At 55.1% G+C, this 24,637-nt stretch carries 30 protein-coding genes and 1 pseudogene; 29 read left to right on the top strand and 2 right to left on the bottom strand.

Annotated elements, in window-relative coordinates; all coding sequences use genetic code 11:
- Nucleotides 1–235: 235 nt before the first annotated feature.
- The 11 genes from rpoE to acpS all read left to right on the top strand — a co-directional run bounded on the left by rpoE (nt 236) and on the right by acpS (nt 9,563).
- Nucleotides 236–811 carry an RNA polymerase sigma factor RpoE gene (rpoE, locus tag ACVWZ0_RS16935; protein ID WP_125289469.1) on the top strand — a complete coding sequence of 192 codons (576 nt, stop codon included), beginning with the start codon at nt 236–238 and terminating at the stop codon, nt 809–811.
- A gap of 30 nt (nt 812–841) precedes the next feature.
- Nucleotides 842–1,483, top strand: a complete 642-nt coding sequence (rseA, locus tag ACVWZ0_RS16930) for an anti-sigma-E factor RseA (RefSeq protein ID WP_253459170.1) — start codon at nt 842–844, stop codon at nt 1,481–1,483.
- Nucleotides 1,483–2,430, top strand: coding sequence for a sigma-E factor regulatory protein RseB (rseB, locus tag ACVWZ0_RS16925; RefSeq protein WP_253459174.1), 948 nt, complete (start codon nt 1,483–1,485; stop codon nt 2,428–2,430). Before rseA ends, rseB begins: the two co-directional genes overlap by 1 nt.
- Complete coding sequence (gene rseC, locus ACVWZ0_RS16920) at nt 2,427–2,888, top strand: SoxR-reducing system protein RseC (protein WP_253459178.1); 462 nt, start codon at nt 2,427–2,429, stop codon at nt 2,886–2,888. Before rseB ends, rseC begins: the two co-directional genes overlap by 4 nt.
- Before the next feature lie 265 nt (nt 2,889–3,153).
- Nucleotides 3,154–4,953, top strand: a complete 1,800-nt coding sequence (gene lepA / locus ACVWZ0_RS16915) for a translation elongation factor 4 (protein ID WP_253459182.1) — start codon at nt 3,154–3,156, stop codon at nt 4,951–4,953.
- Nucleotides 4,954–4,978: 25 nt separating this feature from the next.
- Nucleotides 4,979–5,938, top strand: coding sequence for a signal peptidase I (lepB, locus tag ACVWZ0_RS16910; protein WP_253459185.1), 960 nt, complete (start codon nt 4,979–4,981; stop codon nt 5,936–5,938).
- A gap of 130 nt (nt 5,939–6,068) precedes the next feature.
- Entirely contained in the window at nt 6,069–6,749 is a 681-nt protein-coding gene (gene rnc / locus ACVWZ0_RS16905; protein WP_125289475.1) for a ribonuclease III, read from the top strand.
- On the top strand, nt 6,746–7,651 hold the full coding sequence (gene era / locus ACVWZ0_RS16900) for a GTPase Era (protein ID WP_253459188.1): 906 nt from the start codon (nt 6,746–6,748) through the stop codon (nt 7,649–7,651). Before rnc ends, era begins: the two co-directional genes overlap by 4 nt.
- A gap of 3 nt (nt 7,652–7,654) precedes the next feature.
- The gene (gene recO / locus ACVWZ0_RS16895) at nt 7,655–8,380 is read left to right on the top strand and encodes a DNA repair protein RecO (RefSeq protein WP_253459192.1); all 726 of its coding nucleotides are present in this window, start codon (nt 7,655–7,657) and stop codon (nt 8,378–8,380) included.
- Nucleotides 8,381–8,451: 71 nt separating this feature from the next.
- Nucleotides 8,452–9,183 (top strand): pyridoxine 5'-phosphate synthase, encoded by a 732-nt coding sequence (pdxJ, locus tag ACVWZ0_RS16890; protein ID WP_253459195.1) that lies wholly within the window; start codon nt 8,452–8,454, stop codon nt 9,181–9,183.
- Nucleotides 9,183–9,563, top strand: a complete 381-nt coding sequence (acpS, locus tag ACVWZ0_RS16885; RefSeq protein WP_253459198.1) for a holo-ACP synthase — start codon at nt 9,183–9,185, stop codon at nt 9,561–9,563. Before pdxJ ends, acpS begins: the two co-directional genes overlap by 1 nt.
- Before the next feature lie 58 nt (nt 9,564–9,621).
- Here acpS and ACVWZ0_RS16880 read toward each other — a convergent pair whose 3' ends face one another.
- Nucleotides 9,622–9,879 (bottom strand): YfhL family 4Fe-4S dicluster ferredoxin, encoded by a 258-nt coding sequence (locus ACVWZ0_RS16880; protein ID WP_253459201.1) that lies wholly within the window; start codon nt 9,877–9,879, stop codon nt 9,622–9,624.
- Between the two features lie 99 nt (nt 9,880–9,978).
- Nucleotides 9,979–10,656, bottom strand: a complete 678-nt coding sequence (locus tag ACVWZ0_RS16875) for a S24 family peptidase (RefSeq protein ID WP_253459205.1) — start codon at nt 10,654–10,656, stop codon at nt 9,979–9,981.
- A 177-nt stretch (nt 10,657–10,833) separates the two neighbouring features.
- On the opposite strand from ACVWZ0_RS16875, the gene ACVWZ0_RS16870 reads away from it, so the two are divergent.
- The 18 genes and pseudogenes from ACVWZ0_RS16870 (at nt 10,834) to ACVWZ0_RS16785 (ending at nt 24,635) form a co-directional block, all read left to right on the top strand.
- Nucleotides 10,834–11,208 carry an antiterminator Q family protein gene (locus ACVWZ0_RS16870; protein ID WP_253459207.1) on the top strand — a complete coding sequence of 125 codons (375 nt, stop codon included), beginning with the start codon at nt 10,834–10,836 and terminating at the stop codon, nt 11,206–11,208.
- Nucleotides 11,209–12,185: 977 nt separating this feature from the next.
- Nucleotides 12,186–12,536 (top strand): phage holin, lambda family, encoded by a 351-nt coding sequence (locus tag ACVWZ0_RS16865; RefSeq protein ID WP_125289483.1) that lies wholly within the window; start codon nt 12,186–12,188, stop codon nt 12,534–12,536.
- Complete coding sequence (locus tag ACVWZ0_RS16860) at nt 12,520–12,960, top strand: lysozyme (RefSeq protein WP_253459210.1); 441 nt, start codon at nt 12,520–12,522, stop codon at nt 12,958–12,960. Before ACVWZ0_RS16865 ends, ACVWZ0_RS16860 begins: the two co-directional genes overlap by 17 nt.
- Before the next feature lie 93 nt (nt 12,961–13,053).
- Entirely contained in the window at nt 13,054–14,874 is a 1,821-nt protein-coding gene (locus ACVWZ0_RS16855) for an amylovoran biosynthesis protein AmsF (protein WP_253459213.1), read from the top strand.
- Between the two features lie 29 nt (nt 14,875–14,903).
- Nucleotides 14,904–15,341, top strand: a complete 438-nt coding sequence (locus ACVWZ0_RS16850) for a lysis protein (RefSeq protein WP_436830343.1) — start codon at nt 14,904–14,906, stop codon at nt 15,339–15,341.
- A gap of 94 nt (nt 15,342–15,435) precedes the next feature.
- Nucleotides 15,436–15,981 (top strand): phage neck terminator protein, encoded by a 546-nt coding sequence (locus ACVWZ0_RS16845; RefSeq protein ID WP_253459216.1) that lies wholly within the window; start codon nt 15,436–15,438, stop codon nt 15,979–15,981.
- A 3-nt stretch (nt 15,982–15,984) separates the two neighbouring features.
- A pseudogene (locus ACVWZ0_RS16840) lies at nt 15,985–17,137 on the top strand (DUF3383 family protein).
- 10 nt (nt 17,138–17,147) lie between these two features.
- On the top strand, nt 17,148–17,588 hold the full coding sequence (locus tag ACVWZ0_RS16835; protein ID WP_125289487.1) for a phage structural protein: 441 nt from the start codon (nt 17,148–17,150) through the stop codon (nt 17,586–17,588).
- A gap of 3 nt (nt 17,589–17,591) precedes the next feature.
- Complete coding sequence (locus ACVWZ0_RS16830) at nt 17,592–18,017, top strand: phage tail assembly chaperone (protein ID WP_125289488.1); 426 nt, start codon at nt 17,592–17,594, stop codon at nt 18,015–18,017.
- Nucleotides 18,018–18,052: 35 nt separating this feature from the next.
- A complete protein-coding gene (locus ACVWZ0_RS16825) occupies nt 18,053–18,205 on the top strand; it encodes a DUF6889 family protein (protein ID WP_125289489.1) in 153 nt (50 codons plus the stop codon).
- Nucleotides 18,195–19,841, top strand: a complete 1,647-nt coding sequence (locus ACVWZ0_RS16820) for a phage tail tape measure protein (RefSeq protein ID WP_253459222.1) — start codon at nt 18,195–18,197, stop codon at nt 19,839–19,841. Before ACVWZ0_RS16825 ends, ACVWZ0_RS16820 begins: the two co-directional genes overlap by 11 nt.
- Entirely contained in the window at nt 19,838–20,404 is a 567-nt protein-coding gene (locus ACVWZ0_RS16815; protein WP_253459225.1) for a phage baseplate protein, read from the top strand. The genes ACVWZ0_RS16820 and ACVWZ0_RS16815 overlap by 4 nt, the downstream gene beginning before the upstream one ends.
- The gene (locus tag ACVWZ0_RS16810; protein WP_253459228.1) at nt 20,404–20,712 is read left to right on the top strand and encodes a phage baseplate plug family protein; all 309 of its coding nucleotides are present in this window, start codon (nt 20,404–20,406) and stop codon (nt 20,710–20,712) included. Before ACVWZ0_RS16815 ends, ACVWZ0_RS16810 begins: the two co-directional genes overlap by 1 nt.
- Nucleotides 20,709–21,818 (top strand): hypothetical protein, encoded by a 1,110-nt coding sequence (locus ACVWZ0_RS16805; RefSeq protein ID WP_253459231.1) that lies wholly within the window; start codon nt 20,709–20,711, stop codon nt 21,816–21,818. Before ACVWZ0_RS16810 ends, ACVWZ0_RS16805 begins: the two co-directional genes overlap by 4 nt.
- A 42-nt stretch (nt 21,819–21,860) precedes the next feature.
- A complete protein-coding gene (locus ACVWZ0_RS16800; protein ID WP_253459234.1) occupies nt 21,861–22,517 on the top strand; it encodes a Gp138 family membrane-puncturing spike protein in 657 nt (218 codons plus the stop codon).
- A complete protein-coding gene (locus ACVWZ0_RS16795; RefSeq protein ID WP_253459236.1) occupies nt 22,514–22,867 on the top strand; it encodes a hypothetical protein in 354 nt (117 codons plus the stop codon). The genes ACVWZ0_RS16800 and ACVWZ0_RS16795 overlap by 4 nt, the downstream gene beginning before the upstream one ends.
- Nucleotides 22,867–24,069, top strand: coding sequence for a baseplate J/gp47 family protein (locus ACVWZ0_RS16790; RefSeq protein ID WP_253459239.1), 1,203 nt, complete (start codon nt 22,867–22,869; stop codon nt 24,067–24,069). Before ACVWZ0_RS16795 ends, ACVWZ0_RS16790 begins: the two co-directional genes overlap by 1 nt.
- Nucleotides 24,066–24,635 (top strand): DUF2612 domain-containing protein, encoded by a 570-nt coding sequence (locus ACVWZ0_RS16785; protein WP_253459240.1) that lies wholly within the window; start codon nt 24,066–24,068, stop codon nt 24,633–24,635. Before ACVWZ0_RS16790 ends, ACVWZ0_RS16785 begins: the two co-directional genes overlap by 4 nt.
- The last annotated feature ends 2 nt before the right edge of the window (nt 24,636–24,637 follow it).

Genomic DNA, 24,637 nt, shown 5'->3' with positions numbered 1-24,637 from the left:
GCCTTCCTGTACATCCCGCCGGGCCGGTTTATTATGATGAACCTGCAAGATTTAAAGATGAAAAAGCGGCTTTCTTAGAGTACTCTGCGGCGATGATGCACATGACACCACAAATATAACGGCGCAACGGAACTTTACTCATGACCATTACTCTAAGCGGATGCTTGCTCGAAAATTATGAGTTACGGGTAGTTCAAATACGCGTGGAAAAAGATTTGGGGAGACATTACCTCGGATGAGCGAGCAGTTAACGGATCAGGCTCTCGTAGAGCGAGTGCAGAAGGGAGATCAGCGGTCATTCAATTTACTGGTAGTGCGCTATCAGCATAAAGTGGCGAGCCTGGTTTCCCGCTACGTGCCCTCTGGAGATGTGCCTGACGTAGTGCAGGAATCATTTATTAAAGCCTATCGCGCGCTGGAGTCGTTTCGCGGGGATAGCGCTTTTTATACCTGGCTCTATCGGATAGCCGTCAATACGGCCAAAAATTACCTGGTTGCTCAGGGACGTCGGCCGCCCGCCAGCGATGTAGACGCTATTGATGCGGAAAACTTTGAAAGCGCTGGCGCGCTGAAAGAAATATCGAACCCTGAGAACTTAATGTTGTCGGAAGAATTAAGGCAGATGGTTTTCCGTACCATTGAGACGCTGCCCGAAGATCTCCGTATGGCGATCACGCTTCGGGAACTGGATGGACTGAGCTATGAAGAGATAGCCGCCATCATGGCGTGTCCGGTGGGCACGGTTCGTTCCCGTATTTTCCGGGCGCGCGAAGCCATCGACAATAAAATTCAACCACTTATCCAACGCTAGCGATAGCGGACACAGGAAGGGTACTGAGGCATGCAGAAAGAACAACTTTCCGCTTTAATGGATGGTGAAACTTTAGATAATGAAGTTTTGTCCGCATTGTCTGAAGACGCTGTGCTGCAAAAACAGTGGGAAAGCCATCATCTTATCCGCGATACCCTGCGTGGCGACGTTGCGCCGGTAATGCATTTCGATATCGCGGCGAAAGTCGCGGCGGCTATCGAAAAAGAACCGCTGCCGTTGAAGAGAGCGATACCAGAGGCGCAGCCCGAACCGCAGAGCTATGACAAGCTGCCGTTCTGGCACAAAGTGCGTCCATGGGCCGCGCAGCTTACCCAGATCGGCGTGGCGGCGTGCGTGTCGCTGGCGGTGATCGTGGGCGTGCAGCACTATAACCAGCCTGCTGAAGGGCAGTCGCAGTCAGAGTCGCCGGTATTCAATACGCTGCCGATGATGGGCCAGGCGTCGCCGGTCAGTCTGGGCGTGCCGGCGGAAACCAACAGCAGTGCGCCACAGCAGGTGCAGGATCAGCGTCGTCGCGTTAACGCGATGCTGCAGGATTACGAACTGCAGCGCCGTCTGCATTCAGAAAGCCTGCAGTTCGAGCAGACGCCTGCCCAGCAGGCAGCTGTTCAGGTGCCGGGTAACCAGTCGTTAGGAATTCAGCAGCAGTAATGAAGCAGCTTTGGTGCGCCGTCAGCCTTATGGCTGGCAGCCTGTTTTATTCCTCCTTCGCCCCGGCGCAAACCACGTCCGGGGCGCTGTTGCAACAGATGGAGCAGGCCAGCCAGTCCCTCAATTACGAACTCGCCTATATCAACGTCTCGCGGCTGGGCATTGAGTCGCTGCGTTTTCGCCATGCCGTTCTGGACAGCAAAACCTATGCACAGCTGCTGCATATGGATGGGCCGCGCCGCGAGATTGTTCAACGCGGTAACGAGATCAGCTATTTTGAACCAGGTCTGGAGCCTTTTACTCTGCCCGGTAAACATATTGTTGATTCGCTGCCGTCGCTGGTGTTCGCCGATTTCCAAAAGCTTTCCGAATATTACGATTTTGTACCGGTAGGGCGGACGCGTATCGCCGATCAGCTGTGCGAAGTGATCCGCATCGTGGCGCGCGACGGCACTCGCTATAGCTATATTGTCTGGCTGGACAGCGATACCCGGCTGCCGTTAAGGGTCGATCTGCTCGATCGGGACGGCGAAACGCTGGAGCAATATCGCGTGGTCAGCTTTGCGGTGGATGACGGCGTCAGAAAAATGATGCAGGGGCTGGATAAAGCCAGCCTGCCGCCGTCGCTTTCGGTGCCGGCCAGCGATAAAGCCACCTTCGCATGGCGGCCGTCGTGGTTGCCGAACGGCATGAAAGAGGTTACGCAGAGCCGCAGGCAGATCCCTTCGCTGAACAAGCCGGTTGAGTCGCGCCTCTATTCTGACGGGTTGTTCAGCTTCTCGATCAACGTCAGTGCGGCGGACAAAAACAGCGTGTCGCAACAATTGCGCACGGGACGACGTACGGTGCATACGGAAATACGCAATAATAAAGAGATCACGGTGGTTGGCGAGCTTCCTCCTTCAACCGCCAAGCGTATCGCTGACAGCATAGGTAGCGCAAAATGATGAGAGAATGGGCCACGGTGGTCTCCTGGCACAACGGTGTGGCGACGCTGCATTCAGAAATGAAAACCTCCTGCAGCAGCTGCTCCGCCCGTAAAGGCTGCGGTAGCCACATGCTGAACAAGCTTGGGCCAAAGAACGCGCACGTGATGAAAATCGCCAGCGCGGAGCCGCTGGCGCCGGGGCAGCGTATTGAACTGGGCATTGAAGAGAAGAGCCTGCTCAGCTCGGCGCTGCTGGTTTATATGACGCCGCTGCTGGGCCTGTTTATCGTGGCCGGGCTGTTTCAGATGCTGTTTCACAGCGATCTGGCTGCCGCTGCGGGCGCGCTGCTTGGCGGCATCGGCGGGTTTATCATCGCTAAGGGCATTTCCGGCTATTTGGGGAAATCCGCCTCTTTTCATCCGGTGATTCTGAGCGTGGCGCTTCCGCCGGATGCGCTGCGCGTTGAAACCGAATAACGCTTAATCCGGCAGGCCGTCGGCACTTTTACCCCTTATCGCTATCCTGCGTCCCGGCGCGTGTCCCGTCGCGCTGCGGTCACGATTACAGCAGTAGACGCGCGGCCCGCAGGGAAATCATACGCTATGCATGTGAATTCTTTCGTGGCGGGGGCTAACAGTGTAAGATGCGTGCTCATTGATGGCGGGTACATTGCAGTCGGTCTCTACGGCTCTGTCCACCGCAAGAACTAAACCGAACGTTTAAGCGAAAAAATTCATATAAATGAAGCATATAAGAAACTTTTCTGTCATCGCTCATATCGACCACGGCAAATCGACGCTCTCTGACCGTTTGATTCAGATCTGCGGTGGCCTCACCGAACGCGAAATGGCGGCTCAGGTACTGGATTCTATGGATCTGGAGCGCGAGCGCGGCATTACCATCAAGGCACAGAGCGTAACGCTCGACTACCACGCTCCTGACGGTGAAACTTACCAGCTCAATTTTATCGACACGCCGGGTCACGTTGACTTCTCCTATGAGGTTTCCCGCTCGCTGGCGGCCTGTGAAGGCGCGCTGCTGGTGGTGGACGCCGGTCAGGGTGTGGAAGCGCAGACGCTGGCCAACTGCTACACCGCGATGGAAATGGATCTGGAAGTGGTACCGGTACTGAACAAGATTGACCTGCCGGCCGCCGATCCCGATCGCGTCTCGCAGGAAATCGAGGATATCGTCGGTATCGATGCTACCGACGCCGTGCGCTGTTCGGCCAAGACCGGCGTCGGCGTGCCTGACGTGCTGGAACGTCTGGTGCGCGATATCCCGCCGCCGGAAGGCGATCCGGAAGGCCCGTTGCAGGCGCTGATTATCGACTCCTGGTTCGACAATTATCTGGGCGTTGTCTCGCTGGTGCGTATCAAAAACGGCACGCTGCGCAAGGGCGAAAAAATCAAGGTAATGAGTACTGGTCAGACGTATAACGCTGACCGTCTGGGTATCTTTACCCCGAAGCGCGTCGATCGCGATGCGCTGAATTGCGGCGAAGTAGGTTGGCTGGTTTGCGCCATCAAGGACATCCTGGGCGCGCCGGTAGGCGATACGCTGACGCTGGCGCGCAACCCGGCGGAAAAAGCGCTGCCTGGCTTTAAGAAAGTGAAGCCGCAGGTCTATGCGGGCCTGTTCCCAATCAGCTCTGACGACTATGAAGCTTTCCGCGACGCGCTGGGCAAGCTGAGCCTTAACGACGCCTCGCTGTTCTACGAGCCGGAAAGCTCTACCGCGCTGGGCTTCGGCTTCCGCTGCGGCTTCCTGGGTCTGCTGCATATGGAGATCATTCAGGAGCGTCTGGAGCGTGAATACGATCTCGAACTGATCACCACGGCGCCGACGGTAGTGTATGAAGTTCTGACCACCTCAGGCGACACCGTCTACGTTGACAGCCCGGGCAAACTGCCGCCGCTGAACAATATCGAAGAGCTGCGCGAGCCGATCGCCGAGTGTCATATGCTGCTGCCGCAGGAATACCTGGGCAACGTCATCACGCTGTGTATCGAGAAGCGCGGCGTGCAGACCAACATGGTTTACCACGGTAACCAGGTGGCGCTGACCTATGACATCCCGATGGCGGAAGTGGTGCTGGACTTCTTCGACCGTCTGAAATCCACCTCCCGTGGCTACGCGTCGCTGGATTACAACTTCAAACGCTTCCAGGCTTCCAACATGGTACGCGTTGATGTGTTGATTAACTCCGAGCGCGTTGACGCGCTGGCGCTGATCACCCACAACGATAATGCGCCATACCGTGGCCGCGAGCTGGTGGAGAAGATGAAAGATCTGATCCCGCGTCAGCAGTTTGACATCGCGATCCAGGCGGCCATCGGCAACCACATTATTGCCCGTTCTACCGTTAAACAGCTGCGTAAAAACGTGCTGGCGAAGTGCTACGGCGGCGACGTCAGCCGTAAGAAAAAGCTGCTGCAGAAGCAGAAAGACGGTAAGAAGCGCATGAAGCAGGTCGGCAACGTCGAACTGCCTCAGGAAGCCTTCCTGGCCATTCTGCATGTAGGTAAAGAGAGTAAGTAAAGCCTAAGACGACGAGGGAACTGGAATGGCTAATATGTTCGCCCTGATACTGGCGATAGCAACGCTCGTAACCGGTATTATCTGGTGCGTGGACAGATACAAGTGGGCGCCGGCCCGCAGGGCCAGCCAGGCGCTTGCGGAGGCTTCAGCAGACAATGTGGGCGAGAAAAAAACCGGTCAGCCGGGCTGGATAGAGACGGCCGCGTCCGTTTTCCCGGTACTGCTGCTGGTGTTTGTGGTGCGCTCTTTTATCTATGAGCCTTTCCAGATCCCGTCAGGGTCGATGATGCCGACGCTGCTGATTGGCGACTTTATCCTGGTAGAGAAATTTGCCTATGGGATTAAAGATCCGATCACGCAGACCACGCTGATCCCAACCGGGCACCCTAAGCGCGGCGATATCGCGGTGTTTAAGTACCCGAAAGATCCAAGCATGGATTATATTAAACGCGTGGTAGGGCTGCCTGGCGACCGCGTCAGCTACGATCCGCAGAGCAAAACCGTGACGGTGAATCCGGCCTGCGCGCCAGAAAAAACCTGCGATACGGCGCTGCCGATCACCTATTCCGACGTTGAGCCAAGCGATTTTATCCAGACCTTCAGCGGCTTTGACGGCAACGAAACCGGCAATGGTTTCTGGCAGAAGCCGCAGGGTGAAACCATCCGCGGCGGTCTGCGTCTCGCTACGCGTAACGAAAAGCTGGGCGACGTCACGCACCGCATTCTGCTGGTGACCCAGGCGCAAAGCCAGGCAAGCTCTTACTATCAGCAGCCGGGCCAGCCACAGTCCACGTGGGTCGTGCCCGCCGGCATGTATTTCATGATGGGCGATAACCGTGACAACAGCGCCGACAGCCGCTACTGGGGCTTCGTGCCGGAAAGAAATCTGGTCGGCAAAGCCACCGCTATCTGGATGAGCTTTGAAAAGCAGGAAGGGCAATGGCCAACCGGCGTTCGCCTGAGCCGTATTGGCGGTATTCACTGACGGCGCGCAGGCGCCGCTGCAAAAGGGTGGCTTCCCTTGGGGAGCCACTGCACACGAAACAGTCTCGTGTTGGCGTGTCCAGCCCTGTTCCCTGTGCAGGAAAATTTTCGCATTAAGATATTGGTAACGCATGAATCCCATCGTAATTAACAGGCTCCAGCGGAAGTTGGGCTACACTTTTACCCATCAGGAACTGTTGCAGCAGGCGTTGACCCATCGCAGCGCCAGCAGTAAACACAATGAAAGACTGGAGTTTCTGGGCGACTCCATCCTCAGTTACGTGATTGCCAACGCGCTCTATCACCGTTTTCCACGCGTGGACGAAGGCGATATGAGCCGGATGCGCGCCACGCTGGTGCGGGGCAATACGCTGGCGGAGATGGCCCGGGAATTCGATTTAGGCGAATGCCTGCGTCTGGGGCCAGGCGAACTGAAAAGCGGCGGCTATCGTCGCGAGTCGATCCTGGCCGATACCGTAGAAGCGCTGATTGGCGGCGTGTTCCTGGACAGTAATATCCAGACGGTAGAACAGCTGATCCTCGACTGGTACGCCAGCCGTCTCGATCAGATTAGCCCGGGCGACAAACAGAAAGATCCAAAAACGCGTCTGCAGGAGTATCTGCAGGGTCGTCATCTGCCGCTGCCCTCCTATCTGGTGGTGCAGGTGCGTGGCGAAGCGCATGACCAGGAATTTACTATCCACTGCCAGGTAAGCGGCATGACGGATCCGGTTGTGGGAACCGGCTCCAGTCGTCGCAAAGCTGAGCAGGCAGCGGCCGAACAGGCGCTGATTAAGCTGGGACTTGAATGAGCGAACAAACCACCCATTGCGGCTTTATTGCTATCGTAGGCCGCCCGAACGTTGGAAAATCCACGCTGCTGAACCAGTTACTGGGGCAGAAGGTTTCCATTACCTCGCGTAAACCGCAAACCACGCGCCATCGCATTATGGGCATCCATACGGAAGACGGCTATCAGGCGATCTACGTCGATACGCCGGGCCTGCATATGGAAGAGAAGCGGGCGATCAACCGCCTGATGAACCGTGCGGCCAGCAGCTCAATCGGCGACGTCGAGCTGGTGATCTTCGTTGTGGAAGGCACGCGCTGGACGGCCGATGACGAAATGGTGCTGAACAAGCTGAAAGAGAACAAGGTGCCGGTGCTGCTGGCGATCAACAAGGTCGACAACGTTACCGATAAAACCATTCTGCTGCCGCATATGCAGTTCCTGAGCCAGCAGATGAATTTTATGGACGTGGTGCCGATCTCTGCCGAAACCGGTAAAAACGTTGATACCATCGCCAGCATCGTGCGCAAGCGCCTGCCGGAAGCGGAACATCACTTCCCGGAAGAGTACATCACCGATCGCTCGCAGCGCTTTATGGCCTCCGAGATGATCCGTGAAAAGCTGATGCGCTTCCTGGGCGCCGAGCTGCCTTATTCGGTGACGGTGGAAATCGAGCAGTTTGTGACCAACGATCGCGGCGGCTATGATATCCACGGCCTGATCCTGGTAGAGCGTGAAGGCCAGAAGAAAATGGTCATCGGCAACAAAGGCGCGAAGATCAAAACCATCGGTATTGAAGCGCGCAAAGACATGGAAGAAATGTTTGAAGCCAAAGTCCACCTGGAGCTGTGGGTGAAGGTTAAATCCGGTTGGGCAGACGACGAACGTGCGCTGCGTAGCCTGGGTTACGTAGACGATCTGTAATTGATGGAAGGCTGGCAACGCGCATTTGTCCTGCACGGACGTCCCTACAGCGAAACCAGCCTGATGCTCGATCTCTTTTCGGAAAACTACGGCCGCGTGCGCGTCCTGGCCAAAGGCGCGCGCGGCAAGCGTTCCAGCCTGAAAGGCGCCTTACAGCCTTTTACGCCGCTGCTGGTACGCTGGGGTGGGCGCGGCGAGGTGAAAACCCTGCGCGGCGCCGAACCCATCTCTCTTGCCCTTCCTCTGACCGGTATTTCCCTCTACTGCGGCCTGTACGTTAATGAGCTGATAGCTCGCGTGCTGGAGCAGGAAACCGCCTTTACCGAGCTTTTTTTCGACTATCTGCACTGTGTTCAGGCGCTGGCTGCGGGCGTCGGCTCGCCGGAACCGGCGCTGCGCCGCTTCGAGCTGGCGATGCTGGGCCATCTTGGCTACGGCGTCGATTTCCTGCACTGCGCGGGCAGCGGCGAAGAGGTTACGGATGATATGACCTATATCTATCGCGAGGAAAAAGGCTTTATCGCCAGCCTGGTGAAAAGCCATAAAAGCTTTACCGGACGCGAGCTGCGGGCGCTTTATGAACGCAGCTTTCCGGATAGCGAGACGCTCAGGGCCGCCAAGCGTTTCACCCGCATGGCGCTCAAGCCCTATCTGGGCGGAAAACCCCTGAAGAGCCAGGAGCTTTTTCGACAGTTCGTGCCGAAAAAACGCGCGGACGCGCCCGAGTAAAGTCGCCTGGCTGTACCGGGGAACGGCGCGGACGTACACTGTAGCCCTCGTACATTATTCTGAGGTTTGTTATGGCTGAACTCCTGTTAGGCGTCAATATCGACCACATCGCCACCGTGCGCAACGCTCGCGGCACGCATTATCCCGATCCGGTACAGGCTGCTTTTGTTTCCGAGCAGGCCGGCGCGGACGGCATCACCGTCCATCTGCGCGAAGATCGTCGCCACATCACCGATCGTGACGTCAGAATTCTTCGTCAGACCATTCAGACACGCATGAACCTCGAAATGGCCGTGACCGATGAAATGGTCGACATCGCCTGCGAGATCAAACCCCATTTCTGCTGTCTGGTGCCGGAAAAGCGCGAAGAAGTCACCACCGAAGGCGGCCTAAACGTGGCGGGCCAGCAGGAAAAAATCACCTTTGCCGTTTCGCGCCTGAAAGAGGCGGGCATTCAGGTTTCGCTGTTTATCGATCCCGACTATCGGCAGATTGATGCCGCCATGGCCTCCGGCGCGCCCTATATCGAAATTCATACCGGCGCCTATGCGGAAGCGGAAGAGGGCGCGGTACGCGACGCGGAGTTCCGTCGTATTAAAGATGCGGCGGCCTATGCGCACGACAAAGGCCTGAAGGTGAATGCGGGCCACGGGCTGACCTATCATAACGTGCAGCCGATCGCCGCGCTGCCGCAGATGCATGAGCTGAATATCGGACACGCTATTATCGGCCGCGCGGTGATGAGCGGGCTTGCCGATGCGGTAAGCGAGATGAAGGCGCTGATGCGGGAAGCGCGTCGCTAATGGCTATTCTGGGGCTGGGCACGGATATCGTGGAAATCGACCGTATCGAAGGCGTGATTTCCCGCTCCGGCGACAGGCTGGCGAAACGCGTGCTGAGCGAAAACGAATGGGCGCAGTATCAGGCGCATCAGCAGCCTGTGCGCTTTCTTGCCAAACGGTTCGCGGTAAAAGAGGCTGCGGCTAAGGCGTTTGGTACCGGCATACGCGGCGGCCTGGCTTTTAACCAGTTTGAGGTTTACAACGACGAGCTGGGCAAGCCGGGGCTGCGTTTCTTTCAGCAGGCGGCGGAAGTGGCGCAAAGGCTGGGCGTCGCGCACGTTCATGTCACGCTGGCGGACGAGCGTCACTACGCCTGCGCTACGGTAATTATCGAAAGCTAATTCGGTCGGGCTGGTTGCATCGCCAGTCCGACCGCTGCGCGCCTCAGAGGTCGCCCGTTCAGGAGGCGACGTGATGCAGGAGCACAAACTTTTCCCACAGCCTGTCGCTGCTTTCCACACATTCCGGATCGCTGATAATCGTATTATCAATAGGGCAAACCTGCTGACAGGTTGGCGTGTCGTAATGACCCACGCACTCCGTACAGCGGTTCACATCGATCTCGTAAATGCTTTCGCCCATGGAAATCGCCTGGTTCGGGCACTCCGGCTCGCACATATCGCAATTGATGCAGCGTTTAGTGATCAGTAAAGCCATGTTCAGCGAATACCCTTAACGGAAGAAGGGGCGTAATTTACCACACTGAACGACCGTTTCCCACGGCCTGTCTTCGGGTCGTTAGCCAGCCGTTGTTGCTCAGGGATGCCAGAGCGAAGATTTCGCAATGCCGGCGACATACTGCATCTGCGTAACCTCTTCAACCGGCAGGCGGATCGGGGCGTGATCCTCATTAACCGGCAGCAGATGGTAAAAGCCGTCGCGTTTAAACAGGAAGGTTTTCACCATCACCTCGCCGCTGCTGGTGACCACCAGCACCTCATCGCCCGGATGAAAATTCTGATTCGGCTCCACGATCACAAACTCACCCTCTTTGATCCTTGGCATCATCGAATCCCCCACGCATTTCAGCGCGTAGACGTCGCGATCGCAGGAAGGCCAGCGTAGAAACCCGTCACCATTGCCAACAGGATATTGCATATCGCTCCAGTAGCCGCTGTGGCCAAGTTGAGTATTGCCCAGCACCGGCACCTTATGCAGCACCAGCGAGTGAAGCTCGCCTGTCACGCCCGGCGCATGTTGCGCAGCCGATGCCTGTAAGTCGCGCTCGATCAGATCGATGGGCGAAACGTGAAAATAATCCGCCAGAGACTTCAGCGTGGTGTACTTTGGGTCTTTCACTTCTCCCGTCAGCAGCCGGTGCAGGGTGGACTGCTGTAGCCTGACCTTTTTAGAAAGCTCCGTCACGCTGCCGATGCCCTCTCTTTCCATCAAGTGCTTGATGTTACTGTTGAATACATCCAAATCAAAGATCATTTTATCTTCCTGTTATTGCGCGCTAACGTTGCAATTATGCGTTTTTGCATTAGAATGGGTGTTGTTAAGGCGATTATGCTTCATCAGATAATGCAGTTTAGTATAATTCATCGCCACAGTCATCCTGCCCGATCGGGCAGGCCACAAAAGAGTCAGGTAAGAAAAGGAGGTCGGTTGATGCGTAATATACAAAAAGTACTGGAACGTTGGGGCGGTTGGGCTGTGGCAGAGGGCACGCAGCTTGACTGGTCGCCGGTTGCGGCGGGCTTTAAAGGGCTGCTGCCGGATGAGCGGAGAAGCCGACTCTCCTGTAGCGACAGCGACGGGCTGATTGTCGATGCGGCTATCGCCAAATTGCACAAGGTCGGGCGTACGGACGAGGTCGAGCTGATTATCCTGCACTACCTCTATAATATTTCCAAATCCGCCATTGCCCGGAAAAAGAAATGCTCGGAAGGCAAAGTAAGGAACCAGCTGATGATAGCTGAAACCTTTATTGATGCCTGTATAATTATGAGCGATGCGGAGCTGGAAATGGATGCCTGGATATAAAATCTCTTCGTTACGAATATAAAAATATAAAAGCAAAGAATAATTTAATTATGACCAGATGTCGTAAGGCAAGTCTACGTTGTTACGCAATTTGCATACATAGCAAAAATAATATTGATCAGGGCTTTTCTTAACGATTTTATACGCGTAAAGTAGCAACATGGTTCTTTAACGATTGCGAACCACAAAGAGAATGTCTTCTATATGCACTCCGTTGTCTGCCTTATTGGCAGGCAGGAGTGCATTTTTTATGCCTCAAACTTTCCTGAGTTCTTAAATAAAAAAATTAGCACTAAGGGGTTTTCGTTACGAAATAAACCCCTTAATGTAGCAGCATGGATTAGTGACAGGCAGGGAGAAATGAAAAAGGAAAGGTTTTCGTAACGAATTTCCCGCGGTAATATAGCATCATGAATATAAACAACCGGCTGCAAAAGATATTAAAGAAAATGGTTTTCGTTACGAAATAAACCCCTTAATGTAGCAGCATGGATTAGTGACAGGCAGGGAGAAATGAAAAAGGAAAGGTTTTCGTAACGAATTTCCCGCGGTAATATAGCATCATGGATATAAACAACCGGCTGCAAAAGATATTAAAGAAAATGGTTTTCGTTACGAAATAAACCCCTTAATGTAGCAGTATGGATTAGTGACAGGCAGGGAGAAATAAAGCAGGAAAAGGGTTTCGTAACGAACTTCCCGCAGTAATATAGCATCATGGATATAAACAACCGGCTGTAAAAGATATTAAAGAAGATGGTTTTCGTTACGAAATAAATCCCTTAATGTAGCAGCATGGATTAGTGACAGGCAGGGAGAAATAAAAAATCAAAAGGTTTTCGTAACGAATAGCCCGCAATAATCTGGCAGCATATAAATAATCAAAAGATAAAAAAACTTTAAAATACATCCCAAAAAACGATGTAGGGAGCAAGCTTTCCCTGCGCCGTAATGATACAGGAGGCCAGATATAAAGCATGTTTCCTCAGGAGCCAGGCTTTTGGGCCAGTGTCGGACTCTGGCTTTACAGCCATAAAACAGAATGGGGCTATGCCGGCATCGCCGCCATGTTTTCCCTGCTGCGCAGCGCTTGTGCCCGAACCCCCTGGAGCAAGCGTGTGCTTGACGCGGTGTCGTGCAGCGCCCTGGCTTTCTTTGCGGCGCCGACGCTGCAGGTAATTGGCGCGCTGCTGAACTGGAATATGCCCGAGGCCGCCGCCCAGGTTTTTGCCGTTTATATTGGCTACGTGGGTAATGACTATATCAGCGAAAAGTTAAAGCGCTGGATCAACAAAAGAACGGGAGAGCCAGATGGAAATCAGCCCTGACGGTATCAGCTTTATCAAGCAGGAAGAAGGTGAAAAACTTACGGCCTATCGGGATAGCCGCGGCATATTAACTATCGGCGTCGGGCATACGGGCCTGGTTGCCAGTAAAACGATAGCGGACGGCATGGTCATTACGTCTGAGCAAAGTAATAAGCTGCTGCTTGCGGATATTTCGCATGTTGAGCATTTTATTAATGAAAAAGTCAGCGTCAGTCTGACGCAAAATCAGTACGATGCTTTATGTAGTCTGGTATTCAATATTGGCGTCAGCGCTTTTAATAGTTCGACGCTGTTAAAGAAATTAAATCAAGGCGATTATGAGGGCGCCGCAGAAGCCATGCTGTTATGGAAAAGGGCCGGTCAGTTATCTGACGTGCTGCTGCCACGCAGAAAAAGAGAAGCCGCTCTTTTTCTGAAAAAATAAAAACGTCCTTTTTTATTTTCTTCGCTAAAAACCGTGGCGTTTCGCTATGCCATAACCATAAAAATAACTAACCAACAACCCAAGGAAATCAAGATGATTGAAGTTAATTCATTTGCAGAGTTACGCACCACCAAACCTTCCGCCTCTGGCGATATCGCCATGCTGAAACGTTATTACGATAAAGATTCCACCTTTCAGGGCGGCGGGCGTTTCGTCGGCTTTATTGATGCGTCGATAGCAGCATCAAAGGATGATGGCGGCTCCGTGGCGGTAGCGACGGGCGGCGGCTATTACTGGAAGCGTATTATTGATAACGTCGAAGATATTAATATCTATCATTTCGGCGGCAAGCGTCTGCGCGGCGACAGTAATTTCGATGCGGACAATGGTAAAGTCAACCATGACGCCTGCATCAATATGTATAAATGGGGACAGGCTTTTTCATCGCCGATTAGCGATACCAGCAAAAATCCGATCCACGGCGTGGGTATTCGCTTCCCGGCCGGGAAATTCCTGGTAAACCCGGTCGATCTTACCGGCGAAGGCGAAATCAACTATTTCAGCCTGTACGGTGACGACTGCGAATATGGCGTGTCACCGCGCACCATTATTGTTTCCGACCAGTCCGCCGCGACGGTATTTAAAGTGAAGGCGCGCCGCACCGCTATCCGCGGCATCTTCTGGGACGGTCAGGCCACGGCGGACACCGAAACCAATACGGGCGTGATTACGCCGGAAATGGTCAGCAACACGCAGCCCTTTTTTGAAAATACCGTGATTGAAGGCGAGTTCGTCAATATTACCTGCTGCCGCATTGAGAATATCGGCGGCGCCGCTTTCAAATTGCTCGATACGCTGGATACGCGTCTGGATCAGATTTACAGCAACACCACCTATGCGCGAGTGTTTGATATCCAGTGGTCGGATTCTGTTATTGGCGTCTGGGATCACTCGACGGCGGTCGAGCTGTCGAACTGTAATTTCCAGAAAGGATACAGCGACGCCACGCTTTATATGCCGCGCGTCACCCAGGGACTGATCCGCAACGTCTGGATTGAACACACGCGTTTCCCCGGCGATTTGAGCAACGGCCAGTGGATTATCGACGCGCTGAGCATCGAGTCTTCTGAAAATCCGCTGAAGCTGAACTACACCAGGGCCACGATGCGCGCCCTCAGCCTTCAGTCCGGCGCCAAAGTCGACCTGAGCAGATCCGGTACGCCGTGGCTGTCAGGCTTTGAATACGGCTGGCGTCGCGATGAAAACTACGGTTCGGAGATGACCGGTTCCCTGAAGGCCGGCTGGTATTCCGGCTACCGCGTCAGCAACACGACGGATGAGGATAAATGGTTCCGCGTCGGCAAATTCTTTTTCCCTCATGCCAACCAGCACTGGCATCTGGAAATGCACGGCAAAACGCTAAGGGATACCGTTACGCAGCCTGCCGATGCGCCGCTGCTGACCAACGTCTGCGGTAAGGCCTACCTGAACCTTTATCGCGGCGCCAGCTCCGTTGGCGGCAACCTGCATTATGAAGGGGATTCGGGCGTGGTTGACTGCATTGTCAGAACCAGCGACAGCAAAGGCCTGTACGGCGAAGTCTGGATCAAGCTCAAGGCGCAGTGCGGCGACGTGATGATCAATCTGAAAACCACCGGCCCGTCGCGCTTTGAAGCGGGAGAGTGCTCGCTGTTCAGCGCCGACTTCTCAGAAGTCACCGATCTGGATACCACTAAACGCGTCACGCTCTCTACGGTGATGAATTTTCATAACGGCACTGCCGGTTATGGCTTTGACGGCAGCCTGGCGACGCTGACGACGGCAGTAGCGGAAGCGCCAGCGGCGACCGCAACGCCTGCAGGCTATATCACCGTTAAAATTAACGGCGTAAACCGCAAGCTGGCTTATTTCTGATAAATAAAAGGGGAGGACGGATGAAATGAATGAACGCTAAATGGCTAATCTTTATTTTTCTGTCGGTTGTTATGTTAGCCGCAGTAAAAACCGCGCTTTTTTATCATTCCCACTATGTGGATACCCGTAATCAGCTTCGGCAGCAGCAGGAGCAGGTTAATACGCTACAGCAACGGCTTAACGCCGCGGCCGCTATGGATAAAAAATATGTTTCGCAACTGCAACAGGCCAGGGAAAACGCTGGCCAGCTTGAGCATGATGTTGCTGCTGGCCAGCGCAGGCTGCAGCTCGCCGCCAGCTGCCACAGCGCCTCCACGGCCCGCGCCGTCGGCGTGGCTGATGCAGCCGGCCCCCGACTTACTGACGCCGCTCAACGGTATTATTTCACTCTCAGAGAAAGAATAGCGACGGCCCGCATTCAGATAGCGGGATTACAGGATTATATTCGCCAGCAGTGTCAGCCTTAATAAGCGATATATCCCGACGGATGAAATCTTTTCATCCGCTTTTCTGCTGCCTGCAATTTGCTTTTCATTGCAATAACTAACAGGAGGTGTGCTGGTGACGAATACCAGTAAAACAGCCGGCTGGCTGACGCCGCTTAATGACGAACCAGCCAGGGACGCCGCGCTGGAAGAACAACTCAGCACGTGGATCCAGGGGCTTACCGGCCTGGCTGCCGATCGGGTGGCGGTTGACGACGGCGCGTCGCCGCCTGCATGGCTGCCGACCGGCGAAAGCGGCTGCGCTTTTATGGTGATGAAAATCGCCGCCGAAGGCACGCCCGTGTTGACTAACCAACAGGAGGACAATGTCCAGCTGTGGCGGGATGAACGGATGGAATGCCGACTGCATTTCTATGGCCCTTCCGCCCAGCTTTATGCCGCTCGTTTTCGCGACGGAAATACGCTGGCGCAAAACCTTGCCGCTTTAAAACAGCTTTCGCTTGGCGTCAGCGATTGCAGCGATATTACCACCGTATTGGAAATGGTTAATAACGCTCAGACCCGCCGTTATGAATTAACGGTCAATGTTGTTCGTAAAATATTCCGTCTCTACGGAATTTACTCACTGGTGGAAACACCCGTTCAATTTTTTGGAGAATAAAATATGCCTCAAGGATTGCCTTTATCCGGCATCGTGAATGTTGACGTCCTGATGTCACCCGTTGCCGCTTCCGGTCGTAACTTTGGCTCAATGCTGATTATGGGAAGCGCCACGGTGATCCCCCTGACGGAACGCCTGCGTCTTTATACCGCCGCCGCCGATATCGGGGCCGACTTTGGCCTGGATTCCCCGGAATATCAGGCGGCAGCCGTCTGGTTTGCGCAGTCGCCGCAGCCGCAGCAGCTTTATATCGGCCGCTGGGCTAAAACGCTCGCCGCGGACGAAGAGGGTAAGACAGAAACGCTGGTCGAAGCCGTCAACGCCGCGCTGGAATATGCTAACTGGTACGGCCTGGCCGTGGCCACCGCCGCAGACGACGTTATCAGCGACGAAGATGTACTCGGCGTGGCGGCGGCTATCGAATCGGCCGGTCAAAGCCGTGTCTTTGCCGTTACCACCGGCAGCGCAGCGGTGCTGGATGCGACTTCCACCACGGACGTCGCCGCCCGGCTGAAAGCGGCAGGCTATGCGCGCACCTTTGTGCAGTATTCCACCCGCAGCCGCTTTGCCGCGATTTCCGCGTTCGCCCGTGCCTTTACCGTTAATTTCAACGGCAGCAACACCACGCTGACGCTGAAATTTAAGCAGGAGCCGGGCATCGCTTATGAAACCCTGAACGCCAGGCAGGCCGCCGCGCTGGAAAGCAAAAGGGCCAACGTCTATGTCCTTTTCGCCAACGACAGCGCCATTCTGCAACAGGGCGTCATGGCTAACGGCGACTTCTTTGATGAGCGCCACGGGCTGGACTGGCTGCAAAACTTCGTGCAGACCAACCTGTATAACCTGCTCTACACCTCTGCCAGCAAAATTCCGCAGACCGAAGCGGGCATTACCCGGCTGATGGGCAATGTGGAAGCATCTATGGATCAGGCCGTGACCAACGGGCTGATCGCGCCGGGCGTCTGGAACGGCGGCGAGATTGGCCAGCTGGCTGCCGGCGACATGCTCACCAAAGGCTATTACGTCTATGCCCAGCCGCTGGCGCTGCAGTCGCAGGCCGATCGCGAAGCGCGTAAAGCGCCCGCTGATGCAGGTTGCCTGCAAACTGGCCGGTGCCGTGCACTACGCCGATGTCCAAATTAACGTTGTTCGCTAAGGAAAAAAATATGTCTGCCTATTCATTTATGGATGTTACCGCCTCTTTTATTGGCCCGGGCGCGGTATTTGATTTGGGAAGCGGTTCCGGTAGCTCGGAAGAGGGCATTACCGTTTCCATGAAGGAAAATAAAAACAGCATGAAGCTGGGGATTGACGGCGAAGGGATGAATACCCTGCTGCCGGGCACCTCCGGCCAGATTACGGTTAACCTGCTGGAAACCTCGCCGGTGAATAAAAAGCTCTCGCTGGCCTATAACGCGCAGAGCGCAAGCTCTGCCAGCTGGGGGAAAAATATTATCGTGATCCGCAACAGCGCCTCGGGTGAAGTCATCACCGCGCGCGGCGTGGCCTTCCAGAAGCTGCCCGATCGTAAATTCGCCAAAGAGGGCGGCACCACCGCATGGATCTTCGACTGCATCAAAATCGATGTGGTGATGGGGGAATATTAATCGATGGAATTCACACTCAACGAAACCACGTTCCGTATCGCTAAGCTGGACGTTTTTCAACAGCTTAAAGTCTCGCGAAAGCTGCTGCCGCTGCTGGCCGGGCTGCTCTCCGACATTAACACGGTGAAATCGGCGGCGGCGCAGGGCGACTATTTCCAGGTGCTGGAAAAAGCGCTGCCCGCTATTGCGCACTCGCTGGCCGACATGAGCGAGGAAGACACCAATGCGATTTTGCATCCCTGCCTGGCGGTAGTCTCGCGCCAGCAGGCAAAAAGCTGGGTGCCGATCTTCTCTCAGGGTGTGCTGATGTTCGATGACCTCGATCTGATCACCATGCTGAAGCTGGTGCTGCGGGTAGTGGAGGATTCGCTGGGCAGTTTTTTGCCCGAACTCCCCGTCAGCAGGAGCGAGGTCCCGGCAGCGGGCTGACACTGGAAACGCTTCCTGACGGGGAAGATTTTCTGATGCGCCCGGTGGATGCCGGGCTTATCAGCTACACCGCGCTCAAGGATGGCTCAGTGGATCTGGCGGATATTGCCCGCCTGAACGACTGGCTGGATCTGAAAGCGGATAATCAACACCGCATTGAGCAATGGAAACAGGCCAATGAACGCTGAAAATACAAAAAATTTTCTGATGGTGCTGGATACACAGCTGGCGGCGGAGGCCGCCAGCTGGCAAAAAGTCAGGCAGTTTGTTGAGGCGCCGGGCTGGCAAAACAACGAACAGGCGGCAAAGGCGCTCGATCTGCAAAAGATCAAACAGACGGTAGAGCAGGCGGGTAAAGCGCTGGTGGAGTACATCAACCGCTTCGCCAGCCGTCTGGAGCAGCTTGGCGTCCGTGCGCAGAATGCCGGTACGCCAGCGGGCGATCTCAACGCGCTGGAATACGGCGCGGCCCAGACCGGCCTCAGCAACGATGCCATAGCGAAAGCTTTCCAGACCCTCATTAATAAGCCGGGCGCGGAAGCGCGCCTGAATAAGCTGGGCGTGGCAACGCGCGACGCCAGCGGCCAGAAAAAAACGGACAGCGAACTCTTCAGCGAGGCCAGCAGCAGGCTTGGCGCTATGCCGGAAGAGCAGGCGCTGGCGACCGCCAATAGTCTGGGACTTGCGCCCGATATCCTGGCCGCCATGCAAAGAGGGCTGGGGAAATTTATCGGCGACTATAACCAGCTTTCCGACTCTCTCGGCGTCAATATGACGCAGGCCGTCTCCGGCGCCGACCACTTTATGACGGCCAGGCGCAAGTTTGATGAGGTTGTCGAACTGCTGCAAACCAACAGCAGCAGCCGGCTGAACAACGGACTTGGGGAGATCTTCGATAACTTTACGAAGAAGCTGACCGACAACGCGCCTGACGTCGAGCGCGTGCTTGATGGCGCGGTAAGCCTGCTGCTGCTGCTTGCCGAAGTGGGAGAAAGGGTCATATTGCGTCTGATCCAGGCGGTGGCCGATTTAAGCGGCTGGTGGGACTCGCTGGATAGCAGTTCGCAGGAGCTGATCGTCACGCTTGGCGTAATGACGGCGGCCTGGCTGGCGCTGAACAGCGCTTTTTTACTCTCGCCCATAGGAATAGTCGTGGCGCTGGTAGCGCTGCTTTTCACGCTTTACGACAGCTATAAAACCTGGCAGGAGGGCGGAAAAACCCTGATTGACTGGGACCAGTGGGCGCCAGGCATCAACGCGGCCAAAAAGGCGCTGGACTGGCTGCTGGAGAAATTCGGCCAGCTTACGGCAGGCACGCTTGACTGGAAGGGCGGGCTACAGGCTATTACCGATTTTGTGACGGGTAACTGGTCGGCGGGCATGACCGCCGCCGTGGATAAGGTGAAGAACTATTTCGATAACTTCTTTACCGATATCACTAATAAGCTGGCCAACAGTCCAATCTGGCGCTTTGTGAAAAAAATGGCCGGAGAGACACAGGCCGCCGTGTCGGACATCTCATTGCCAGGTTTGGCGGATCCAAACAGCCCGTTGAACCCGCAGCAGGCCCGGATGCTGGCGAACGTGATGACGTGGTCTGCCAATGACAATCTGACAGGCGCGCTGCCTTTCAGCATGGGCGGCCGTTTACCCTGGCAAAGTGAAATAGCGCAGAGCCGAACGGACAGCACCGTGGGCATCCAGCAGGAAACCAATATTTATGTGCAGGGTGGCGAGCCACACCTGACGGCCCAGAGAGTGGCGGACAGTCAGTTCGACGTGAACTCGCAATTCGTCCAGACCGTAAGGAATATGCCGGTATGATAAAAGGTTTCCCCACGCTATTAATGCAAAGCAAACGTAAAATCGGTTTGCTTATTCCCAATGTGGTAATGAAAGAGAGCCACACCGACAAACTGAACGTCACCACGCATCCTGTCGAAGCGGGCGCCACCATCGCCGATCATGCTTATCTCTCGCCTGCGGAGCTGACTATGGAGGTAGGCTTTTCCGGCGGCGGTTCGCTGGTGGACTTTATGGATACAACACAATTCGGTATCCAGGCATCGTTAAGCCCGGCAGAAAGCTACCAGAATTTGCGGGAGCTGATGACCAACAGGCAGCCGCTGACCGTGGTGACCGGCAAGCGGCTGTACAACAACATGCTGATTACCTCAATTTCCGTGACAACGGATGCCTCTACGGAACACGTGCTGTTCGCCTCGTTAGGCCTGACCGAGCTGATGATTACGCAGACGCGAACGCTCAGCAGCGCGGAAAAGGAGAATATGGCGCAGGGCGCGAAGACCTCTGCCGTGCAGAATAACGGCAAGAAAGTCGCCAGGCCCGGCCCGGCGAATGTGGTTCTCACGAGGGGGAGCAGCTGATGACTATTACCGAAATTCCGCTAACGCCCGATAATCAGCTGTTCGATATTTCCATCAATAATAGCGATTATAAAATGCGCATTATCTGGCGGGAGAGCGGCTGGTTTCTCGATCTGCAAAACAGCGACGGCGGGGATATTATCGCGGGCATTCCGCTGGTGACCGGCGCCGACCTGGTGGCGCAGTATGCTTATCTGCAGCTGGGCTTTGGCCTGTGGCTGTTTTCCGACAGCAGCGGCAATACCGCGCCGGGTCAGTACGATCTCGGTTACACCGCGCATCTTTGTATTATCACGGAGGCGGCATGAGCGTTAACTGGATGCGCTACTGTGAACTGCTGCTGGAAGATGCCAGTAAAGCGTCGATTATTCTGGGCGATCTTAGCGTCGAATTTGTGATTAATACGCATGTGCAAAGCAGCGGCAGTACGGCGACTATCAGCATTTATAACCTGAGTGCGGAAACCCGCAACGCGATCGTGAGCGGTAAATATAAAAAGCTGCGCCTTATCGCGGGCTATACGGGAGTCCTGCCGAATAAGAACGAAGAGGAGCCGGTTATACCTGACTATATGGTGGGAAAAGCGATCGAAAACCCGCCGGTTAAATCAGGAGGCCCAAATTACGGCGAAATCTTTAGCGGCGAAATCCGCTATGCGTTTATTGATAAGATCGCATCCAAAGAATCTACGCAGGCCAGTCCGGAAAGCGTATTGAAAATTCAGGCTATCGATGGTCACCAGGCCGCAATGGAGGCAACGGTCAACACTACCGTCGCCGCAGGTTACGATGCCAGCGCCATCCACAGGTTAACCCTGCGCAGCTTTAATCCTTACGGCGTGACCGCTGGCGCCACCGGCACCATGCCGCCCACGCGTTTTCCCAGGGGCCGGGTGCTTTATCAAACGGCCAGCCAGGTGATGGATAACGTTGCCGCGCAGTGCCGCGCGACCTGGCAGTTTGTCGATGGCAAACTGCAAATGGTGCCGGAGGAAAGCTATCTCGAACGCATTGTGGTGCTGAACAGCCAGACCGGCATGATCGGCGCGCCCGAACTGACCACGGAAGGGGTCAACATCAAATGCCTGATCGACCCAACGCTTCGTCTGCATGGTCTGGTGCATATCAATCAGGCTGCGCTTAACAGCACGCGTAATGCCATGGAATCGGTCAACCGCGCGGCCGCCGAAGAAAGAGAGGCTGCGTCAAAAGGGAACAAAGCGCAGCCGCAGGCGGCGCCCCAGGGCGAGCAAAAGAACGCGCAGCCGCCTGCCGATATCGCGGCCGACGGCGTCTATATCGTTAAAGGTATCACTTACGAAGGTGATACCCGTGATAAGAATTGGTATATGACACTGACCTGCATCGTGCGGGATAAACAGACCGCCCTTAAGGCGCCCGCTGCGCCGCACTAATTCAACCATCCGCCTGAGGCGGTTTTTTTTTTTGGAGTTTTTATGCCCGTTTCTATCCAGTCAGTCATTGGCGGGGAAGCTCAGGCGTATCGGGCTTTAGCGGACATGGTGTCCACAACGCTACGCGTAGCCTTACCCGGCATTATTCAATCCTTCGATCCCGACACCGTAACCTGCGTGGTGCAGCCGGCCATTAAGGGCAGCGTGCGCAATGCCAGCGGCCAGCCGGTTTCTCAGGCGCTGCCTTTGCTGGTCGACGTTCCCGTGGTTTTTCCCCGCGGCGGCGGCTGTACCATCACCTTTCCCGTTAAAAAGGGCGATGAGTGCCTGGTGATCTTCAGCGATCGCTGCATCGACTTCTGGTGGCAAAACGGCGACGTGCAGGAACCGGTCGATCCGCGTCAGCACGATCTTTCCGACGCTTTCGCGCTGGTCGGGCCGCAGTCCCAGAAGGAAAAAATCAGCGCTATCAGCACGGAGGCTTTGCAAATCCGCACGGATGAAGGCCAGGCCTTTATCGAGCTGAAACAGAGCGGCGAGGTCAATATCACCACTACGCGGCTAACGCTTAACGGCAATCTGCACGTCAATGGCGATATTACCTCGACCGGCGATCAGACGGCCGCAGGCATCAGCCAGATCGATCACGTTCATGGCGGCATCCAGAGCGGCAGCAGCTACACAAGGGGGCCGCAATGAGATATCGCAGAGAAGAGCAGGACGGCGATTACGCCTTTGGCAAAGGGGACAGCGCTTTCCTGGTTAACTCGCCGGCGTGCGTGGCGCAGGCGATTAAAACGCGGCTGCAATTATGGTATGGGCAATGGTTCCTGGATACCACGGAAGGCACGCCCTGGCTGCAATCGCTTACCGGCAAGCAAAACAGCGCGACGGCGGAAATGGTTCTGCGCCAGCGCATCCTTGCCACCCAGGGCGTTAAGTCCATTCTCTCTTTTAATACCACGTTCGACTCTTCATCCCGCCGGGCAATTTTCACGGTAACCGTGGAAACGCTGTACGGCACGACGACAGTAACAAGCGAGGCATAATGGCTCTTAAGACAGACAGGCTGGGGTTATCGGCAACGATAACGGCCCAGGGGATCGGCGCGCCTGATTACCAGACAATCCTCAGCGCGCTGACCGACTATTTCCGACAAATTTATGGCACCGACGCCTATCTGGAACCGGACAGCAAAGACGGCCAGATGATAGCGATTATGGCGCTGGCTATCCACGATGCCAATAATATGGCGATAACCTGCTACAACTCGTTTTCGCCGTCCACCGCGGTGGGCGACGCGCTGACGCGCAATGTAAAAATCAACGGTATCGTGCGTAAACCCGCGACCAACTCAACGGTGGATTTACAGCTGAGCGGCACGCCGGGCACCACCATTGTTAACGGCTCGGTCAGGGACAGTAATAACGTTATCTGGAACCTGCCCGCAAGCGTAACGATTGCCACCACGGGATTGGTCACCGTGACGGCCACCTGCGCGGAAACCGGGCCGATAGCGGCGGTAAGTGGTTCCGTTAACCAAATCAACACGCCGACGCGCGGCTGGCAGACGGTGACCAACCTGAACGCGGCGGCCACGGGAAGCGTTGCCGAAACGGACGCGGAACTGCGGCTGCGCCAGGCGCAAAGCGTTTCATTGACGGCGCTGACCACTTTTGACGCGCTGGACGGCGCAATTTCAAATATCGCAGGCGTCGTCGGGCATAAGCTTTACCAGAACGACAGCGATGATAAGGATGCGAATGGGCTGCCCGGCCATACTATTTCGGCAGTGGTGCAGGGCGGTGACGCAAATACGATCGCCGACGTTATTCGCAAAAAGAAATCGCTGGGCGTAGGCACGTTTGGCAATACCACCATAACGCTTGCCGACAGCTATGGCACGCCGCAGGCGATCCGCTTTTCGCGGCCGGTGCCGGTGCCGGTTTATCTGTCGCTGGAGCTGAAAGCGCTGACGGGCTACACCAGCCCCATCGCGGAGAAAATTAAAAAGGCGCTGGCGGCCTATATCAATAGTCTGGGGATCGGCAACAGCGTTCTGCTCAGCCGTCTTTATTCGCCCGCTAACCTGACGACAGGACAGGACAGTACGGACAGCCAGTACTACGACATCCTGAGCCTGCTGGCAGGAAAAAGCGAAGCCGCGCTTTCCTCAGGCAATATCGCTATCGGCTATAACGAATTTGCCAGCTGCGAGGCAGATAATATTACGATATCGGTGACCGCATGAACTATACCGATCTGATCACCAACTACCATCGCGGAAAAGCGAAATACGTCGAGCACATTGATTTAACCACGCGGCCGCAAAAAGAAATTATCGATCTCTTTAGCGAAATCGTAGCGGCGTTAGATATAGACAACGCTACCGGCGCGCAGCTTGATATTTTAGGCGAGTGGATCGGGCGAGCCAGAAGTATTAACGCACCGATTGAAGATTACTTTTTTACCTTTGATAAGGCCTCGCTGGGCTTCGACCTTGGCAGCTGGAAAGACAGGTATGAACCCGATTCGGGCATTATCAAAGTGGATGATGAGGATTATCGCACGATGCTGCGCGCTAAAATCGGCGCCAATAAGTGGGACGGCACGGCCGACACGCTGCCCGCCATTCTGCAAGAAATCTATACGAAGCAGGATATCAATATCACCTTTACCGATAATCAGGATATGACCGTAACGGTATATGTGGCGGCAAAAAACCTGTCCACCATTACCAAAGAAATTATTAAGCAGGGCTATCTGGCGATCAAACCCGCTGGCGTCACGGTAAATTATGAAATTAATGGAGAATAACG

Source organism: Erwinia sp. TECH1 (genome assembly GCF_054057575.1).
Note: the sequence above shows the minus strand (reverse complement) of the source record. Positions and strands in the feature narration are given on the sequence as shown.

Excerpts from the sequence above, each read along its gene's own strand:
- ACVWZ0_RS16795 (WP_253459236.1), top strand. The coding sequence starts at position 22,514 with ATGAGATATCGCAGAGAAGAGCAGGACGGCGATTACGCCTTTGGCAAA.
- rpoE (WP_125289469.1), top strand. The coding sequence starts at position 236 with ATGAGCGAGCAGTTAACGGATCAGGCTCTCGTAGAGCGAGTGCAGAAG.
- ACVWZ0_RS16815 (WP_253459225.1), top strand. The coding sequence starts at position 19,838 with ATGATAAAAGGTTTCCCCACGCTATTAATGCAAAGCAAACGTAAAATC.
- ACVWZ0_RS16785 (WP_253459240.1), top strand. The coding sequence starts at position 24,066 with ATGAACTATACCGATCTGATCACCAACTACCATCGCGGAAAAGCGAAA.
- ACVWZ0_RS16850 (WP_436830343.1), top strand. The coding sequence starts at position 14,904 with ATGAACGCTAAATGGCTAATCTTTATTTTTCTGTCGGTTGTTATGTTA.
- acpS (WP_253459198.1), top strand. The coding sequence starts at position 9,183 with ATGGCTATTCTGGGGCTGGGCACGGATATCGTGGAAATCGACCGTATC.
- ACVWZ0_RS16860 (WP_253459210.1), top strand. The coding sequence starts at position 12,520 with ATGGAAATCAGCCCTGACGGTATCAGCTTTATCAAGCAGGAAGAAGGT.
- lepB (WP_253459185.1), top strand. The coding sequence starts at position 4,979 with ATGGCTAATATGTTCGCCCTGATACTGGCGATAGCAACGCTCGTAACC.
- recO (WP_253459192.1), top strand. The coding sequence starts at position 7,655 with ATGGAAGGCTGGCAACGCGCATTTGTCCTGCACGGACGTCCCTACAGC.
- ACVWZ0_RS16835 (WP_125289487.1), top strand. The coding sequence starts at position 17,148 with ATGTCTGCCTATTCATTTATGGATGTTACCGCCTCTTTTATTGGCCCG.
- ACVWZ0_RS16790 (WP_253459239.1), top strand. The coding sequence starts at position 22,867 with ATGGCTCTTAAGACAGACAGGCTGGGGTTATCGGCAACGATAACGGCC.
- lepA (WP_253459182.1), top strand. The coding sequence starts at position 3,154 with ATGAAGCATATAAGAAACTTTTCTGTCATCGCTCATATCGACCACGGC.
- ACVWZ0_RS16805 (WP_253459231.1), top strand. The coding sequence starts at position 20,709 with ATGAGCGTTAACTGGATGCGCTACTGTGAACTGCTGCTGGAAGATGCC.
- ACVWZ0_RS16875 (WP_253459205.1), bottom strand. The coding sequence starts at position 10,656 with ATGATCTTTGATTTGGATGTATTCAACAGTAACATCAAGCACTTGATG.
- era (WP_253459188.1), top strand. The coding sequence starts at position 6,746 with ATGAGCGAACAAACCACCCATTGCGGCTTTATTGCTATCGTAGGCCGC.
- pdxJ (WP_253459195.1), top strand. The coding sequence starts at position 8,452 with ATGGCTGAACTCCTGTTAGGCGTCAATATCGACCACATCGCCACCGTG.
- ACVWZ0_RS16830 (WP_125289488.1), top strand. The coding sequence starts at position 17,592 with ATGGAATTCACACTCAACGAAACCACGTTCCGTATCGCTAAGCTGGAC.
- ACVWZ0_RS16825 (WP_125289489.1), top strand. The coding sequence starts at position 18,053 with ATGCGCCCGGTGGATGCCGGGCTTATCAGCTACACCGCGCTCAAGGAT.
- ACVWZ0_RS16865 (WP_125289483.1), top strand. The coding sequence starts at position 12,186 with ATGTTTCCTCAGGAGCCAGGCTTTTGGGCCAGTGTCGGACTCTGGCTT.
- rseB (WP_253459174.1), top strand. The coding sequence starts at position 1,483 with ATGAAGCAGCTTTGGTGCGCCGTCAGCCTTATGGCTGGCAGCCTGTTT.
- rseC (WP_253459178.1), top strand. The coding sequence starts at position 2,427 with ATGATGAGAGAATGGGCCACGGTGGTCTCCTGGCACAACGGTGTGGCG.
- rseA (WP_253459170.1), top strand. The coding sequence starts at position 842 with ATGCAGAAAGAACAACTTTCCGCTTTAATGGATGGTGAAACTTTAGAT.
- rnc (WP_125289475.1), top strand. The coding sequence starts at position 6,069 with ATGAATCCCATCGTAATTAACAGGCTCCAGCGGAAGTTGGGCTACACT.
- ACVWZ0_RS16820 (WP_253459222.1), top strand. The coding sequence starts at position 18,195 with ATGAACGCTGAAAATACAAAAAATTTTCTGATGGTGCTGGATACACAG.
- ACVWZ0_RS16880 (WP_253459201.1), bottom strand. The coding sequence starts at position 9,879 with ATGGCTTTACTGATCACTAAACGCTGCATCAATTGCGATATGTGCGAG.
- ACVWZ0_RS16855 (WP_253459213.1), top strand. The coding sequence starts at position 13,054 with ATGATTGAAGTTAATTCATTTGCAGAGTTACGCACCACCAAACCTTCC.
- ACVWZ0_RS16870 (WP_253459207.1), top strand. The coding sequence starts at position 10,834 with ATGCGTAATATACAAAAAGTACTGGAACGTTGGGGCGGTTGGGCTGTG.
- ACVWZ0_RS16810 (WP_253459228.1), top strand. The coding sequence starts at position 20,404 with ATGACTATTACCGAAATTCCGCTAACGCCCGATAATCAGCTGTTCGAT.
- ACVWZ0_RS16800 (WP_253459234.1), top strand. The coding sequence starts at position 21,861 with ATGCCCGTTTCTATCCAGTCAGTCATTGGCGGGGAAGCTCAGGCGTAT.